Annotated in this window: 16 protein-coding genes; all 16 read right to left on the reverse strand. The window is 61.6% G+C overall.

What is annotated here, in order from left to right:
- Positions 1-7 precede the first annotated feature (7 nt).
- Entirely contained in the window at positions 8-1,027 is a 1,020-nt protein-coding gene (locus tag HNQ36_RS08930) for a peptidylprolyl isomerase (RefSeq protein ID WP_244434405.1), read from the reverse strand.
- 26 nt (positions 1,028-1,053) lie between these two features.
- On the reverse strand, positions 1,054-1,665 hold the full coding sequence (locus HNQ36_RS08935; RefSeq protein WP_034459607.1) for a hypothetical protein: 612 nt from the start codon (positions 1,663-1,665) through the stop codon (positions 1,054-1,056).
- Between the two features lie 2 nt (positions 1,666-1,667).
- Positions 1,668-3,545: a putative porin gene (locus HNQ36_RS08940; RefSeq protein ID WP_024921617.1), complete on the reverse strand. Its 1,878-nt coding sequence runs from the start codon at positions 3,543-3,545 to the stop codon at positions 1,668-1,670.
- Between the two features lie 41 nt (positions 3,546-3,586).
- Positions 3,587-4,336 (reverse strand): energy transducer TonB, encoded by a 750-nt coding sequence (locus HNQ36_RS08945; RefSeq protein ID WP_184083900.1) that lies wholly within the window; start codon positions 4,334-4,336, stop codon positions 3,587-3,589.
- The gene (locus tag HNQ36_RS08950) at positions 4,333-4,902 is read right to left on the reverse strand and encodes a hypothetical protein (RefSeq protein WP_024921619.1); all 570 of its coding nucleotides are present in this window, start codon (positions 4,900-4,902) and stop codon (positions 4,333-4,335) included. The genes HNQ36_RS08945 and HNQ36_RS08950 overlap by 4 nt, the downstream gene beginning before the upstream one ends.
- A gap of 19 nt (positions 4,903-4,921) precedes the next feature.
- Positions 4,922-5,059 (reverse strand): hypothetical protein, encoded by a 138-nt coding sequence (locus HNQ36_RS08955; RefSeq protein ID WP_160166490.1) that lies wholly within the window; start codon positions 5,057-5,059, stop codon positions 4,922-4,924.
- Positions 5,060-5,121: 62 nt separating this feature from the next.
- On the reverse strand, positions 5,122-5,526 hold the full coding sequence (locus HNQ36_RS08960) for an ExbD/TolR family protein (protein WP_024921620.1): 405 nt from the start codon (positions 5,524-5,526) through the stop codon (positions 5,122-5,124).
- Positions 5,527-5,531: 5 nt separating this feature from the next.
- A complete protein-coding gene (locus HNQ36_RS08965) occupies positions 5,532-7,565 on the reverse strand; it encodes a DUF2341 domain-containing protein (RefSeq protein WP_024921621.1) in 2,034 nt (677 codons plus the stop codon).
- Positions 7,565-9,286 carry a ShlB/FhaC/HecB family hemolysin secretion/activation protein gene (locus tag HNQ36_RS08970; RefSeq protein ID WP_081758536.1) on the reverse strand — a complete coding sequence of 574 codons (1,722 nt, stop codon included), beginning with the start codon at positions 9,284-9,286 and terminating at the stop codon, positions 7,565-7,567. Before HNQ36_RS08970 ends, HNQ36_RS08965 begins: the two co-directional genes overlap by 1 nt.
- 263 nt (positions 9,287-9,549) lie before the next feature.
- Complete coding sequence (locus HNQ36_RS08975) at positions 9,550-9,984, reverse strand: ribbon-helix-helix domain-containing protein (RefSeq protein WP_024921623.1); 435 nt, start codon at positions 9,982-9,984, stop codon at positions 9,550-9,552.
- Between the two features lie 10 nt (positions 9,985-9,994).
- The gene (locus HNQ36_RS08980) at positions 9,995-11,986 is read right to left on the reverse strand and encodes an IncP-type conjugal transfer protein TraG (protein WP_184083902.1); all 1,992 of its coding nucleotides are present in this window, start codon (positions 11,984-11,986) and stop codon (positions 9,995-9,997) included.
- A 177-nt stretch (positions 11,987-12,163) separates the two neighbouring features.
- Positions 12,164-12,358, reverse strand: a complete 195-nt coding sequence (locus HNQ36_RS08985; RefSeq protein ID WP_024921625.1) for a hypothetical protein — start codon at positions 12,356-12,358, stop codon at positions 12,164-12,166.
- 74 nt (positions 12,359-12,432) lie between these two features.
- The gene (locus HNQ36_RS08990; protein WP_184083905.1) at positions 12,433-14,184 is read right to left on the reverse strand and encodes a relaxase/mobilization nuclease domain-containing protein; all 1,752 of its coding nucleotides are present in this window, start codon (positions 14,182-14,184) and stop codon (positions 12,433-12,435) included.
- Complete coding sequence (locus HNQ36_RS08995) at positions 14,181-14,462, reverse strand: hypothetical protein (protein WP_210311956.1); 282 nt, start codon at positions 14,460-14,462, stop codon at positions 14,181-14,183. The genes HNQ36_RS08990 and HNQ36_RS08995 overlap by 4 nt, the downstream gene beginning before the upstream one ends.
- Entirely contained in the window at positions 14,459-15,226 is a 768-nt protein-coding gene (locus tag HNQ36_RS09000) for a lytic transglycosylase domain-containing protein (protein ID WP_184083909.1), read from the reverse strand. Before HNQ36_RS09000 ends, HNQ36_RS08995 begins: the two co-directional genes overlap by 4 nt.
- 35 nt (positions 15,227-15,261) lie before the next feature.
- Positions 15,262-15,591, reverse strand: a complete 330-nt coding sequence (locus HNQ36_RS09005) for a DUF736 domain-containing protein (RefSeq protein ID WP_184083911.1) — start codon at positions 15,589-15,591, stop codon at positions 15,262-15,264.
- Positions 15,592-15,623: the final 32 nt, after the last annotated feature.

Here is a 15,623-nt window from a genome sequence, read left to right on the forward strand (position 1 = left end):
GCACCCCTCACCGTTTCGCCCCGCTGGCGTCGTGCAAGACCTTGGACAAGGCGATCTCGTTGATGGCGGGCGGCGACTTCTTGAGGAGATCGGCAAGATAGGCGCGGCGCAGGACGGACGCCTGTTCGCTGCGCATTTGCTGAACGAGCGCTTCCTTTACTTCAGGCAGCGTGCGCGTATAGGACGCTTTCGTGTCGATCAGCTTGAGAATATGCCAACCGTCGTCCAGTCTGATCGGCTCAGAGAGGGCATTCTTCGCAAGCCCCATGACTTGATTGCGAATTTCAGGACGAATTTGCTGCTCGGCGATCCACCCAAGATCTCCGCCATTCTTTGCACCGTTCTCGTTAGCGAGGCCAGCGAAGTCGCTCCCGACTTTCAGCTTCCGCTGAAGATCGTCAACCACCTTTTTTGCGTTGTCCTCGGCCGCCCTATCGCTGCCTTTGGGTACAGCTACGAAGATCTGCGCGAGCTGAAACTGACGCGGCACCAAGAGAGCGTCCCGGTTGGCGTCGTAGACCTTCTGCAGTTCGTCGTCGCTCGGATAATTTGCCGGCGGCACGGAGACCGACTGCAAATAGAGTTCGGCCAGCGCGGTCTCCCGCAAGCGATCAAGCTGCGCCGCGACGTTCGGCTGCTGATCCCACTTCTTGGAAAGCAGCTCCTGCAGGACTAGGCGGTTGGCGAGGAGCGCGCGGACGGCCTGGCTCAACAATGCCGGATCCTGGTTGACCGCGGCCTGCTCGCGCGCGCTGAGGTTTGCGACATAGGCCATGATCTCCTCGATCGAGACCTCGGAGTTGCCAACCCGCGCGACGATGTCGGCCGACCTCGTGCGTGGTGGGACCGCGCCTTGGGTCACGGCCGTGAACGCAGGTTGGGTCGCCGGCGCCGTTTGCACCACAACGGGTCTTGCCTGGGCCGGCTGGGCCGGTCGCGGCGTCTGCGCACCGCCTTGCGTTGCTAGGCCACAGAGCATGATCACTCCCGCGGCGACCCGCGTCAGCATTGCGATGCAGTTGGTCACGCCCCTGCTCCTTGTTTCACAGTTCATCACTGTTGCACCCGCTGGTCGAGGATCCGGTCGCAGGTGGTCTGAATCTGGTTTTGCACTTCGACCCGACCCAGGCCGAACATCGGCTCCTGCGCTACGAATGCGTCGCCGACGGTCACTGACTTGTAGCGCTCCAGCAGCTCGCCACCGGCCTTCAGGAGTTCCTTGTTCTTGCCGCCACAGCTTTTTGCGCTTGCCTTGTAGGCCTTGGCCTCGCCTTCGAACCTTGCACGCTCGGCGTCCTTGGTGCGGGCAACAGTCGCGGCCTCTTCATAGGCGGCTTTCCATTTCTCGAGCGTCTCATCTCGCTCGGCGAGCCGTCTGTTGAACTCATCGATCGCCTCACGCTGCTCCTTCCGGACTCGCCGCACCTCGGCTTTCGCGGCATCGATCTGGGCCTTGGCCGCTGCCTTCTCGCGTTCGGCCTCAGCGATCTTGCCCTGAAGCGCGGCACGCTCGTCCTCGAGCTGGCGGGCCTGCGCCGTCGCAGCACGCAATGCATCGCGCAGACGATCGGCCTCCGACTGCGACTGCGACTGTGCAGGGGCGCTCGCGACCGCGCCAAGAGCCGCTATCACAGTCGCCACGACAATGAAGATTCGCCTGGTCATGATTAGAATTTCGCGCTGACGTCAACTTGGAGAACATCGACGGCATAACTCGCGCCGGCGATACTATTTGCGCTCATCCAGCGCAGGCTGGCCCAGACATTGTCGCTGAGACCGACGTTCGCGCCGACGAAATAACCTTTGAGGTTGGTGCCGCCAAGACCGAAATCGGAGTCCACGAACGCGTCGATGGTCGCATCCGATTCGAGGTACTTGTAACCGGCATGAACATTCCAATCGCCGAACCGCTTGATCTGCTTGTCGCCTACGGTCACGCGCGCGAGCCAACCCTGGTTTCCGCCTTGGAAGGGGCCTGGCACGCCCTTCGCGATATCAGGGCCGCGATTGTTCACCGCGGTCTGGTTCAACAGGGCACGATTAAAGGCAGTGTTGATCACGTACTCGCCATCAACGACGATGTGGGTCGGATGGAATTCGCCGAAGTCGAACTGACCGCTAACGACCAGAGGACGATACTGGCTTGCGAGCCCAAAATACTGGTACTGGCTCTTCGTGCCATTGTCGTTCCCGATTCCGATTGGATCCGCGATGATATCGCGCAGCAGCATGTAGGTGTTGCCTTTCTGCGCGAAGGACGGACGCAGGATGTCGGTGTCGCAAACGTCTGCAGTGGAGGCCACGGTGCATGGCCTAGAGAGGCGACCCTGGACCTTGGTGAAGTCGTAATAGGCAGCGCCCATGGTGAACGAATGGACCTCATCAATCTTGCCCTTCAGCCCGGCCTGAGCGCCAAACAGCCACTTGTCTTGGCTCGCGAACTTTCTCGGCAGGCCCGCGTTGGGATCACCGGCGCTGGCACCCTGAGTGCTGAGGTTGATGCCGGCATTGAAGTCGGTGTTGTAGATCGGGAACGCACCCGCAGCCACGAAAGGCGTGAAGCCCTGCATGACTTCGTGCTTGGCCTGAAAAGCGACCCCGTCAAATCCAAGGTCGCGGTGCCAGACGAGATCGGTCGGCGACCAGAACGGGCTGTCGAACCTACCGATTGATAGCGCAAGGTCTTCGTTTTTCCATTTGAGGTTTGCACGATCGAGCCAAAGCGCATACTTCGAAAAATTGCCCCCGTTTGCTCCGAATGTCTGGTTGGTCGAAACCGGTGAGCTGTTCTCGCCCGTGGCAAGCCGCAAACCGGCGGTGAAGCCATGGGACAGGTCCGCATCCATGCCGAGCCGCGCGCGGAAACGGAACTGATCGCGGTTCTCCGCCGTGTTATAAGTCGGTGGGTAGTACGGATTGCCTATGCTGTTGTCGAAGGGCGAGCCAGTGTTGATGGCATTGAAGTTGTAAAGGCCGAGCGGATTGTTTCCGGTCGGAAAGAAAGCGCCCTGATAGCGCGCGCGCGCATCCCCATAGAAGTGGATACGTTGCGCCCATTCCGGATAGAGGCCAGGCGACGCCCAGTTTTCTTTTTCAGCCTTTGCCATCACCTCCCGTTTAATGTCTTCGCGTAACTGTCGTTTGACGATTTCCGGGACATAGGCAACATGCCTAGTTCCAGGAGGATTGGCGGCCGCTGTGGCCACCGTTGCGGCTTTGGCCGCCTCGTCAGCCTTGGCCGTCGCATCCTTCGCAGCCTGACGTGATACATAAGCTTCATTTTCAGCCTGTTTGATCAGGGCGTCGGCCTCCTCCTGGGAAACAATCTTGCGCTTCACCATGAGATTGAGCAGGTTGACGGTCGTGCTCGGTGATGTCGGCGCTGATTGCGAGACGGTCGGTCTCCGTGACGGCTCCCGGCTCGCCCGAGTGTTGTCCTCGCTTATCGCGTTTTGAGCGAATGCCGACGATGCACACATCAGCGCGCATAACGAGACAGCAAGCGACATCGGTCGCTGGTGCACATTCAACATAGTCACAGACATTAGTCCCCCAGTCACTCTACGCATGGTTCTTTCTCGGAAGCTCAACTCGGACGCCGCGCGATCCAGCGCGTAACGATCGGCATCGGCATGTCTTTGGGCGGAGGTTCGCGGAGCGCGAGGCCACCAAGCACCTCGTTTCGAATCGCTGCATCAACCTCGGCATCACCAGTCGATGGCGTCAGAACAACCCTGGTTATCCGGCCCGAGCCATCGGCCCACAGTCGGATCTGGATAGTCGCAACCACCAGACGGGTCTTGGGGTTGGAACGCAGCGCGGACTCCACCTGCGCGGTCACAATCGAGCCGTACCACCCCCAGCGACTACCGCCGCCGCCCCCTCCACCATACGGGCTGCCGCCAGGCTTACCGCCAAGATTGAACAGATCACCCGGTCCAGTCGCCATCGCGTCAAGCGAGAGCGGCCCCGGCGCATCGTCGTTCTTGGCATCTTTGGCCGGCTCATCCTTTGGCGTGTCGACCGGCTTGTCTTCCTTGAATTCGGGTTCCGCCATCTTGGGCTGCTCGATCATCTTCTGCTCGGGCAACTTCTGCGGGGGCGGTGGAGGTGGCGGGGGCGGCACCACCACGGTGACGGCCAGTTCGCGCACCTGGCGCGGCAGCGGAGCGTCGTCGTGGCCGACGAACAGATAAATGGTCCCGCTCAGCACCAGCGCGATCGCGGCCAGCGCCCCGCCATAGCGCAGATTCGGCTTGCGGCCCTCGCCATCCTCGTTGGCCGAGGTGTCCGCTTTTACGTTCAGCCGATTCCTGATTTTGGCCAGCAGGCTCACGACGCGACCTCTCCTGTCAACTCACCGGAAAGGCGGTCGGTGACATACTGCGCGATGAATCTCACCACGGAGTCGAAATCCGTTGTCTCGACGATGATCCGTATGTCTCGCTCGGTGCCGATGACAAGACGATAGATGTCCGTCTCGGGGCAAAACTCGAGTTGAGCCGCGCCATCGATGATGAGGCGCACATACCGCCGCCGCCACATCGTCAACACGAATGAATCGCGATTGACGCCACTGCGTGCAATGCGCGCGCGCAACTGCTCCGCCAGCCTGACCATCAGCGCCTCGCCGTGAATCGGAAACGGCAACAGGACGGCTGTCGGCCGTTGAGCGCCCTGCTCCGGCGCAGGCACGCCGGCCTGCATCGTGCCGCCACGCCGATCGACACCCCCATTACGGACACTGGTATCGACCACCCGCGCATCCTCCGCCGCGCCATCGTGACGAAGCACGGCTGCATACATCGTGGTGCCTCTTGCGAACCACGCCCGCAGACGCGGCAGCAGCCCTCCGCCGGGACCGGCGAGTTCGGCAATATTCTGCGTGGATGCGGCCTGCATCTGATCCTCCCTCACTTCACTAGCGGACTGGTCGCATCGCACGGCTCTCCGTAGCCGGTGCCGCCGAACCTTTCCGATCCGCCGCGCGCAAGATGACCACGACCACGACGAGCTCGTTGACGATCAGCCAGCACATGAAAAGCTGATACAGTGTCATGCGTTCTCCCTGCGATGCTGGACTCAGGATGATTGCCTATCGTGCGCACGCCGGTCTCCGCCTCACTTCACCAATGGCTTCGTCGCAAGCCCGACCTGGTTGAGACCAATCCGGCCAAGCAGATCGAGCACATCCATCACGCTCTGGTACTGCGCCTGCGCATCACCGCGCAGAACCACCGGAAACTCAGGTGTCAGCGCCTTCTGCTGCACCAGCCGCTGCTCGAGTTCAGGCAGCGTCACCGGAATGGTGTCGAGGAAGATCTTGCCGTCATTCGCCACCGTGATCGCCTTGGTGGTCTGTGTCGCCAGCGACGGCGCAGCGGAAGCCTTCGGCAGATTAACCTTCTGCCCCTGCACCGTCGCCGTGGTCATGATAATAAAGATCACCAGCAGCACGTAGGCGAGATCGAGCATCGGCGTGATGTTGATGTCATCGTACGGCTTGGAGTCGCTCTGCACCTGCATGGTGATTACTCCGCCGCCATGCGGTGATCGATCGGATCGGGGCGCTCGGCATCATAGGCTTCCGCCATTCTGGTGACGAACTCATCGACGAACACCTGGATGTCGTTGGTCAATTCCTTGATGCGGGAAATCAGGTAGTTGTAGCCAAATAGCGCCGGGATCGCGACGCCGAGACCCGCGACCGTTGCCACCAGCGCCGCCGCGATGCCGGGCGCGATCGCATTGACGTTGACGTCACCAGATTCTGCGATCGCAGCAAAAGTGATCATGACGCCGACCACAGTGCCAAGCAGGCCAAGGAACGGACCGCCGGAAATGGCAATCGTCAGCACCACCATCTGCCGATTGAGCCGCTGGATCTCCTTGACCACGCCGCTGTCGAGCGAAGCCCGAATCGCGGCAATCGAGGCAGCCGATAGGAACCGCGCACGGACCCCGCTGCGGGCAAAACGATGACGAAGCTCCTGCGCACCGATGTGATAAATGCGATATAGTGAAGACAACTTCATCGTCTCAGCGTCGTTCGCGTTCAGACGGCCGCCCAGCGTCGCCGCACTCTTGTCGTCCGCCTGATCAAGCACCGTCAGATCGTCTGCAACTTCACGGAAGTGCTTCATGAACACAGCGTTGGCTTTAGCCTGCTTGCCGAGATAGGTGGTGCGGTCATACATCACGACCCAACTCAACACCGCCATGATGACAAGAATGCCAATCACGATCCAGCCGTCGAGGGTCACCGACTTGAGGATCACCGCGAAGTAGCCGGAGAGCCAGCTTGCGGTCTCTTCATCACCACTAAAGGCAATCAGCTTGGCCGTTTCCGGCCCCTGCCCGATAGCAGCGAACCTGATAAAGCCTGCCGGCCGCGCCACCTTGTCGATATGCAGTTCGTCGAGATCGCCGATGAAGCCTGCCATACCTGGAACGATAGTGGTCGCAGGCACATCTGCCGCAGGCGCCGCGCTGCCGTCCGCCCCCTGCGCAGCTGGGGTATCGGGCTGCTCGGTTGCGGACGGCACCGCCACGGGCGCGGCACCGGAGGTCGCGGTGTCACCCCCGATCAGGGAAATCGTATTCAGGGCCGGTAGCGATGCCGCCACCGACGCGTAAGGCGCTCCGTCAAGGGACAGCGTGACTTGACCGTTGCTGGCAATGACCGCGAGATGATGCCAGCTGTTCGGCGCAACCGGCGCGCCCGCGCCGCTACGCTGAACGGTGCCGGCATTGGTTACCTCGACGAACGGCACGCCGCTATCAAGTCCGATCACGAGCGCATTGCCGGCGCCTGGATCACGGCGACTGTAAAGTGCCGTATTCGGCTGCAACACAGCCGGTTTGATCCAGGCCGAGAAGGTGAAGGGACTGCCCGAAGGCAGTACCAGCGACGGCGACGCCGGCAGTGCAAGCGGCGCAGCCCCCGTCAGACGAAGACCCGTGCCGATGATCGACCCGTCTGCAGGCTGCCCCACGCTCTGCGCGTTATTGGCCCATACCGAAGAATCCAGCGAGGGGGTGCCGCGCTGGTTGAAGTGATAGATCAGCAGCGTGTCTGGATCATAGGTACCTTTGGCGTCGCTCGTTGAAGCCGCCTTCTTGTTACCAGAGTAGAGCCAGATCTCGATCTTGGCACCCGCCTGTACATTTGGCACCGAGACCCACATCAGGCCCTCGGCCAGCAGCGGATCATACTTCTCAATGTGGTGCTTGAGCGGCGTCTTGTCGTCGCCGGCCACGAAGCGAAGATCACTGCCGTCATCCTTCGCCGAGGCGAAACGGAAGTTACCCGCATGCAGCCGGATCAAAACAGGTGTAGTCCCGATCGGATCGGTGATGTTGGCGCCCGACGCGCTGGCGTCGATGGTAATCTTCTTGCGCATCGACCATTCATCGTTCCACCACGCTTTCGCCGGTGACGACAATGTCAGCGCGCCAACAAGCCCGAACAACATCGCGGCGATGCCCCTTCCGGTCGCCCGCCGAATAAAACCTGGTTTACGCGGACGCATCTCACCCCGGCACCGACCCAGCTTCGTTGTCATCAGAATTCACCCCAAATGCGGAAATTGAAACGCGGATCGTTGGCGCGCGTGTACGCTTGCGTGACCATCGGCACAGAATAGGCGACGACGCCATTGACGTAATTGAACAACTTGAAGCGCGTGCCGACGCCGTAGCTCCACAGGTTGAAGTGCGACTGCTGGTCCGGCAATGGTTTCAACGTCTCCGCACGCGCGCCATCGGCGAAGGCAAAGAACCGCCAGTCGTTGAAGGTCGTGAAGCGCGGCGCCCCCTGCCCGGTCTCGTCCTTTACATGGCTTTGCAACAATTGGCCTATATTGGGGCTGCGCAGCTCGATATTGCCAGCCACGCCGTTGTCGCCAAGCACCTCGGATTCGAGATATCCGCGGACGGTGTCAAAGCCGCCGGCGCTAAACTGCTCGCTCGAGACGAGCGGCCCATCGGCGATCTGCCCCTGAACCTTGCCCCACAATTGGAAGCCCTCCGGCAGTTCCTGGGTATGGGACACATCGGCGTTGAAGTGGGTGAAACTTGCCGACGCATAGTATCGTTTCGCATCGAAGGCCTCCCAGTCACTGCTGATTGGCCGCATGTTGTAGGTGATCGAGGCATTGAACTGCGTCGTGAACTTTTCACCCTGGAAAGTCGAACCGTAGCTTGCCAAGAGGGGGTAGTAGGTCACGGGTGAGGAGAACCCACCGGATCCTAGCGTCACGGTCTGCTGGAAGTGCTTGTAGTCAAGACCAACCGACAGGGAGTGAAAGAACCTGTCCCGCGGCGGCAATGTGATGATGGCGCGACTGCCGACAATCTCACCCGGACCGACAATATTGGCGCCGCCGACCGTCGCAACACTACTGCTCGATTTCACGCCATAGGTGAGGAAGCTGAGCCATTCCACACTTGGAATGCGCGCTAGGTACGAGCCCGAAAACACCTTGGCATCATCAGGGCGCTCGGGCGCCACCTGATAGATGAAACTTGCCGAATGCCCAAGCTGCCAGAGATTATCGTAGCGCACCGTCCCGATAAACCGCGTCGCCGTCGTACTCGGCGATTGACGATTGTTGTATTCGACGCTGGCATGGATCGGTGCGGTGTCCTCGACATTGAGATCGACATCCACCGTACCGGGGGTTACCCCCGCGCGAAGCGCCGGTGTCACACGACGATCCGGCCATTGGTTGAGCGCAACAATGTCCTTCGTTACGTCATTGAAGTTGGGAACGACACCCTCTTTCAGGGATTCGGCACGGGTCTTAATCCTCTCAAGGTCGAAATAGCGCGAATTCTTAACTCGTAGACGCCCGACCTTGAGTTCGACAACCTTCAGCGTAATGACTTTGCGCTGGGAGTTCTGCTCCGGGATAGAGACACTGACGGTCTGAAATCCCTTGTCGTGATATGCTTTCTCCAGCGCGGCCCGCGCCTTTTCGACATCCTCGGCCGTTTTGTTCGGTCCCAGGAACGGATAGACCGCTTCTTCGATCTCGATCTGAGACAGGCTATTTCCGCCCTCGATGGCGAAATCATCGATCTCGAACTTTTGAGGCGACACCGACGGTCGCACCGCGCCGGCAGGTGAGGCAACTCTCCCTTGCCCCTCCTTCCCTTCTTCTGCCTGCCCTCGCTCCACTTTCCCGGTCGCGGTCACCGCCGGCTTGGTAGAGACCACTGAATTACTGGCGTTTGCCGCCGAGACAGGCTGTGAGATGCCAACGCCGCCGACAAGTGCGGCCATCGATACGCCCAAGCAAAGCAATCCCCTCCTCGCCCATCGCCATCTGCACGTGATTTCTATACGACGAATTCGCACGAGTACCCCGACGACTCCAAACAAGCCAAGCGTCAGCGCTGCGGCACGCCGCAATCACTAACGCACAGTTAAAAGACAACTGACCGCCACCTAACCTGCAAAAGATTCTTGGATGGGATTCAAAGGGGCATCTGGTCATTCCGCCTACCCGCCCCAATCTGGCTTTCCTGACCATTCGCCGGCGTCAGTTAATCCGACTGCCCGGCCGCAGGATCAGACCTTCGTATCCCCTCGAACGGAGCCTCTTGCAGAAAGCTAGCCCCCCTGCTGAGCCGGCGTCCGAGGGTCTCGACGAAGTTCTCGAACCGCTCCCGTCCCATCGCCTGCGCGCTGGCCTGGGCGTCAGCAGGCAATCCGGGCGTTACGGTGAGCCAGAAACGGATGAACAGAGCGAGCGTCTCAGTTCCAATGGTCACATCGCGTTCGAGCCGCTGCACCTGCCGCGTCAAGCGATCGAGCCTGCGGGCGAGCGCTGCCTCCATGCGCTCGGAACCGTCCGGCGAAAGGAAGGATGAGACGGCCGCCTCGACAATGGCACTGCGCGACACGCGCTTGCGTTCCGACAGATCGATAAGCTGGCGCAACAGTTCGGGCGGGACATAGACGTTGATCCGCTCTCTCATTCCGGCTCCTTTAAAGTGCAACTCCGTCGTCAGGATCCATCGCGGCCTGGCGCGCGACTGTGCGAACGTACCGCCGCACCGTGGTCACCCGCTTCACGTCCTCTTCGGCATCATCGTCGACAATGGCGAATTCCGTGGCCGGTGGCGGTGCTTCAGGTGCGATTGCCTCGTGCTCGGACAAGGCGGGCTCGCGCCGGATGCCGCCATCAGCAGAAGCGTCGCGGGCGTAACTTTCGACGTCGCGCGAAGCTGATGACTTCGGCGCCGGCAGTGCCGACCAGTCATCGACGCGTTGCTGTCGGCCCCCGTCTTGCCGCTCGGATGCGCCTGGTTTCGGTGGCGGCAGCACCCGGCCGCTCAGACGGCGATCTTCGAAATAGCGTACTTTCTTGGCGCGGATCGGCGCCAGACCAGCAACGAGAACCACTTCGTCTGTCGGCGGCAGTTGCATTACTTCGCCCGTGGTCAGCAACGGTCGTGCTGTTTCCTGACGAGAGACCATAAGATGGCCAAGCCACGGCGACAGCCGATGACCGGCATAATTTTTCATGGCCCTCAATTCGGTCGCGGTTCCCAAAGCGTCGGATATGCGCTTGGCGGTGCGTTCATCATTGCTGGCGAAGGCGACCCGGACATGACAATTGTCCATGATCGAATTGCTCTGGCCGTAGGCTTTCTCGATCTGGTTGAGAGATTGCGCGATCAGGAAAGACTTGATGTTGTACCCGGCCATGAAGGCGAGCGCGGACTCGAAGAAGTCGAGGCGGCCGAGCGCCGGGAATTCGTCGAGCATTAGCAGCAGACGGCGGCGTTTCGATTTGGCATGAAGGTCTTCCGTCAAGCGCCGGCCGATCTGGTTCAGGATCAAGCGAATGAGCGGCTTTGTCCGCGAGATATCGGACGGCGGCACCACGAGATAGAGCGTGATCGGCAATTCTCCTTCGACGAGATCGGTGATCCGCCAGTCGCCGCACGCCGTCACCTTGGCAACAACCGGATCGCGATAGAGCCCGAGGAACGACATGGCGGTGGAGAGCACGCCAGATCGCTCGTTCTCGGACTTGTTGAGTAGTTCCCTCGCCGCCGACGCCACGACCGGATGCACGCGGTCGCCGAGATGCAGCGTCGCCATCATGGCGCGCAACGTTGTCTCGATGGGACGTTTCGGATCGGACAGAATATTGGCGACGCCAGCGAGCGTCTTGTCGGGCTCGGCGTAGAGCACATGGAGGATAGCGCCGACCAGCAGCGCATGACTGGTCTTTTCCCAGTGGTTGCGGCGCTCGAGCGCGCCTTCAGGATCGACCAGGATGTCGGCAATGTTCTGAACGTCACGGACCTCGCTGTCACCGCGACGGACTTCCAACAGTGGGTTGTAGGGTGTCGAATCCGGATTGGTCGGATCGAACAAAAGGACACGGCCGAAGCGCGCGCGCCACCCGGCGGTGAGCTGCCAGTTTTCACCTTTGATATCGTGGACGATGCAGCTTCCCGGCCAGGTCAGCAATGTCGGTACGACAAGGCCAACGCCTTTACCGCTGCGGGTGGGCGCATAGCAGAGCACATGCTCGGGGCCGTCGTGCCGGACATAGGCACGCTCAAGCCGTCCGAGCATGACGCCGTCGGGCGCAAACAAACCGGCGGCCCTGATTTCATCTTCGCTGGCCCAGCGCGCCGATCCATAGGTCTGCGACTCGCGGGCCTCGCGGGCGCGCCAGACGGACATTGCGATCGCAATAGCTGCGGCGATGAATCCGCCCGAGGCGGCAATGCAGGCCCCTTCGACGAAGATACCCGGCGCATAGGCGTCGAACGAAAACCACCACCAGAAGAAGGCGGGCGGCGGATAGACAGGAAAGTGACCGATCTCAGTCCACGGCCGTCCGAGTTCGAACTGATAGGCAAGTCGCCACGCTGTCCACTGTGTCGCGCCCCATGTTGTCATGAGTACGATCGAGAAGACGACGACAATCTGGCCCCACAGGACCTTGGTTGCTGGCACGGGCTTGCTCTTCCGGGATGCGGATGCGTGCCAAGGAAGCGACGCCGCTCACGGAAAACAACCCTCACCGGCCGACCATCGTAGAAACGGCGGAGATGGCGTGCAGATACTGATCTGACAGTCTGAGGATATCGCGATGTGTGGAAGCTATCGCGAATGCGCGGCACACGCTGCGTCTCAGGCGTTGCCCTTGCGGCGGGCCGGGTCGACGATCGTTGACTGCTCGTTGCGGTTCGCTAACTTGCGACGTCGCTCTTCACGCCAAGCGGCGCGCAGGCGCTCTTCGCGCGCCAGCGCCCGATCAAGTTCCTCGCGCATCTCGTCTTTCCAATCGGTGAGACTTTGGCGAGATGCCATCGGCTTCTCGGTCATGGGAGCCTCCTGGATGTCCGGCCACTATACCAGAACGAGAAGCGCCGCGAACCCGCCCCGGCCACTTCAATAGGTCAGCGGCCCAGTCCTCGTGAGCGCCCAAAGCCCCATTCGACACCGCCGTCGGCGCGTGCAAGACCTGCGACGTGCCGGCCAACATGCCGTTCCAGCGACGGCGACCAGGGAACGAGGCTGAATCCGAAGCCATCGTCAATCATGGCAAAGCGGCCGGAGGTCAGGCTGAGGCGGCGGATATATTGTCCTGAAATCTGCTCGCCGGTTTCTGCTGGTCGGTAGGGCCGTCCAGTCTCACCAGCAAGGCCCGCGGCGACGGCATCGATCTCCTGGCGGCGAAGCGTCGCCAAGAGATCCCGTGCGAGCACGACGCGGTCACCGTAGCGGCGGGCCAGTCCCTCGCCGACAAGATGCGCCGTGCGCTCCTCCATCGCCTGGCGCGCCTCTGCGCCAAAACCTCCCAATGCAAACGTCGCCGCATCTTTCGCCACCAAACGGTGATCGAGCCAGGTCGCCCCGCGAGCTGTGATCTGAACCGTGAGATCGACGTCGGAACGTGACACCAGGCTCAACGTGAGAGACCGATCATCAGCGCGTCCGAAACGGCGAACTTCAACCAAACCGCCCGGAGGCGAAGCATTCGCCAAAGCGCCAGTCGCAGCAAACCGGACGTGATGGATGCGCCCGTCAACGCCGTCGATGACGGCATAGGCCTGCCCGCTCAATTCATCGTGCAGGCCGGTCTCGATCAGACGGCCGATGACAGGAGACGGCGCATGCGCAGTCTCGATGACATAGTCGCCCATTGCCCTCTCTTGACCCTGCCCCGTCATCGCGCGGTGCATGGTCTTGATAATGTCGCCGCGAACCGCGAGGTCGCGCAGCACGGTCTCGGCGTCAGGCCTGAGCGTCCACCGGCCGGGGCCATCCGCAGATGCCAATCCCATGCGCTCGAGACGCTGCAAACGCCCGACCATCAGGCGGCGGATCTGCCCATCGCCCGCACTGGCTTCGGGCGGCCGAAGATCGATCAGACCGGCCTCGTTTGCTTCGCGCCGGATCTCGGTGTCGAGCCGCGTCCATCGCTCCGCCTCGACCTCGCGTTCCAGCCCGGAGCGAATGGCATGCTCGGGCTTGGGGCCGAGTTCGAGCGCGACCAGATCTTCGGCCCGAGATCGCAAACCGCGGCTGATGTAATCACGCGCGATCACAAGATCGCCGCCATCCTGCGTGACGCCGCGGACCAGGAGGTGGACATGCGAATTGTCGGTGTTCCAATGGTCGATAGCAACCCAATCCAGTCTCGTCCCGAGATCGTGCTCCATCTGCCCGACGAGATCGCGGGTGAAGGCACGCAGGTCGCTCATCTCGCCGGAGTCCTCAGGCGAGATGATGAAACGGAAATGATGCCGGTCGCCGCCGCAGCGCGCCATGAACGCCTTGTCGTCGGTATCGTCGCCTGCGGCGTCGAACATGCGGCCGTGGCTGCCATCCTGGGTGACGCCGTCTCGCTTGAGGTACGCGACGTGTGCGCTCAGCGGCGCCGTTCGCGCCTGCTGCGATGAATTCCGCACGATCCTCGCCTTGATCACCACGCGCCGCTGCGCGCCGAGCAGCCGGCTGCGGCCGAAGGATGCTCCGCCGCGCCCGAACCGCGATCCGCGGCGCCGGCCGGCCACACCGCCGCCGCCCTCCCCACCTTCCTTCTTCGCGGCCCTGAGCACCTGATGAACGAACGGTTTGTGCCGACCTGATCCGCGATTGCCGATACGGCCTGGCCGGACGCGGAAATCGTCGTCGCGGTCGTTCATGGCATCCGCCGCGAGACGCGCATCGTTGTCGCCATCGAGCCGGGGAATCCGCCAATGGTGCCGAAAACAGCGTTGTTCTTGTTGGCTCTTTCTCTTCGCGCGGCACGCGCGCCGACCGACGCCCCCGCGGGAAGACCAGCCACGTCAGTGGCTTGGCTCCTGCGCGGGGGCATCTCTTTTATCTTGCCATCAATCTGCCGTTGGTTTTGTGCGGACATGGCCTGTTCGCAATGAGCAGACAGGCGTTCTGTGCCGCCATGAATTCGCATGCGCATCATGGCCGCTCTTTCTTGCCGGAAAGCGGGATGAAGAGTGCTTCGCGTGACGGCGAGAATGGTTTCGCTTGTGATGCGCCTGTGTCTTTGGCTGGTGATCTCGATGTCTTGACCAGCATGCTGGCGGTGTCGCTCTGGCTGCGCTCGGCGCGTTTGGCGAAGAGCGCAGACGCGGGCCATTCCTGATCCTGCGCCAGGTCGATGGTGTCGCTGACGGCTGGCAGTGTTCCGGCCAACCGCACAGCGAGCCGGGCGACATAGGCGCGCGTTTCCAGCGGCAACGGCCGCGCGGTGGTCAGATAGTCCTGATAGCGTTCCGGTCCTGCATTGTAGGCGGCGAGAAAGCCGGAGGCGCCGAAGCGGTCGAACATTTCGCGCAAGTACGCTGCGCCCGCCATGATGTTGTCGTGGGGATCGTAGGGATCGCCTCCAAGCGCATACCGGACGCGTAGGGCATCGTAGGTTTTCGGCATGACCTGCATCAGGCCGATGGCGCCTTTCGATGACAACGCGTGCGCATCGCCGTGGCTTTCGACGTCCATGACCGCGCGAATCCAGATGGGCGGAATGGCAAAGCGCTCGGCTGCTTCCGTCACGATGGGCTCGTAGCGGGAGCGGTGATCGGATGCAGCGCCTGGAACTGGTTCGGGATGGGCCGGAACGGAAAGAACGCAGACGGCGGCGACAATGACGGTGCGCAGAAGAGGTTGTTTGCGGCGCGCCGTGGTCACGTGTGATCGCACCACGACAGAGGAAGGTTTACGCATTGTGTCGCCCTCGCCTGCTTCAGCCCTGACGCCTGTCAGGCCGCGGCTTGACGCCGTGTGGGACGGGTCCAGATCAGATGGAAGGTCTTGCCGTCGCTGGTCGCGGGAAACAGATTGGCGCGCAGCGGCTGCACGAAGCTCGGATCGTCGATCACAAGCGAGACATAGTCGCCTATCTTGTCGCTACGACGCTTCCAGCCCGCGCCGATTTCAGCATCTTCGGCGAGAGCGCGGTAGTTTGGTGCGTTCTCGGACTCCGTGGCGATGGCCGGGACGATGACGATCACATGCCGTTTCAGCATCAGCGTATTGATGGTCCCGGTGAAGCCGTCAGTGGTGCGGGTGAACGTGCCGATATGCGCCATAGTTATCTCCTTTGGTTACATACGAACGGAAT

The sequence above is a fragment of the Afipia massiliensis genome (genome assembly GCF_014203115.1).
Taxonomy (GTDB): Bacteria; Pseudomonadota; Alphaproteobacteria; order Rhizobiales; family Xanthobacteraceae; genus Afipia; species Afipia massiliensis.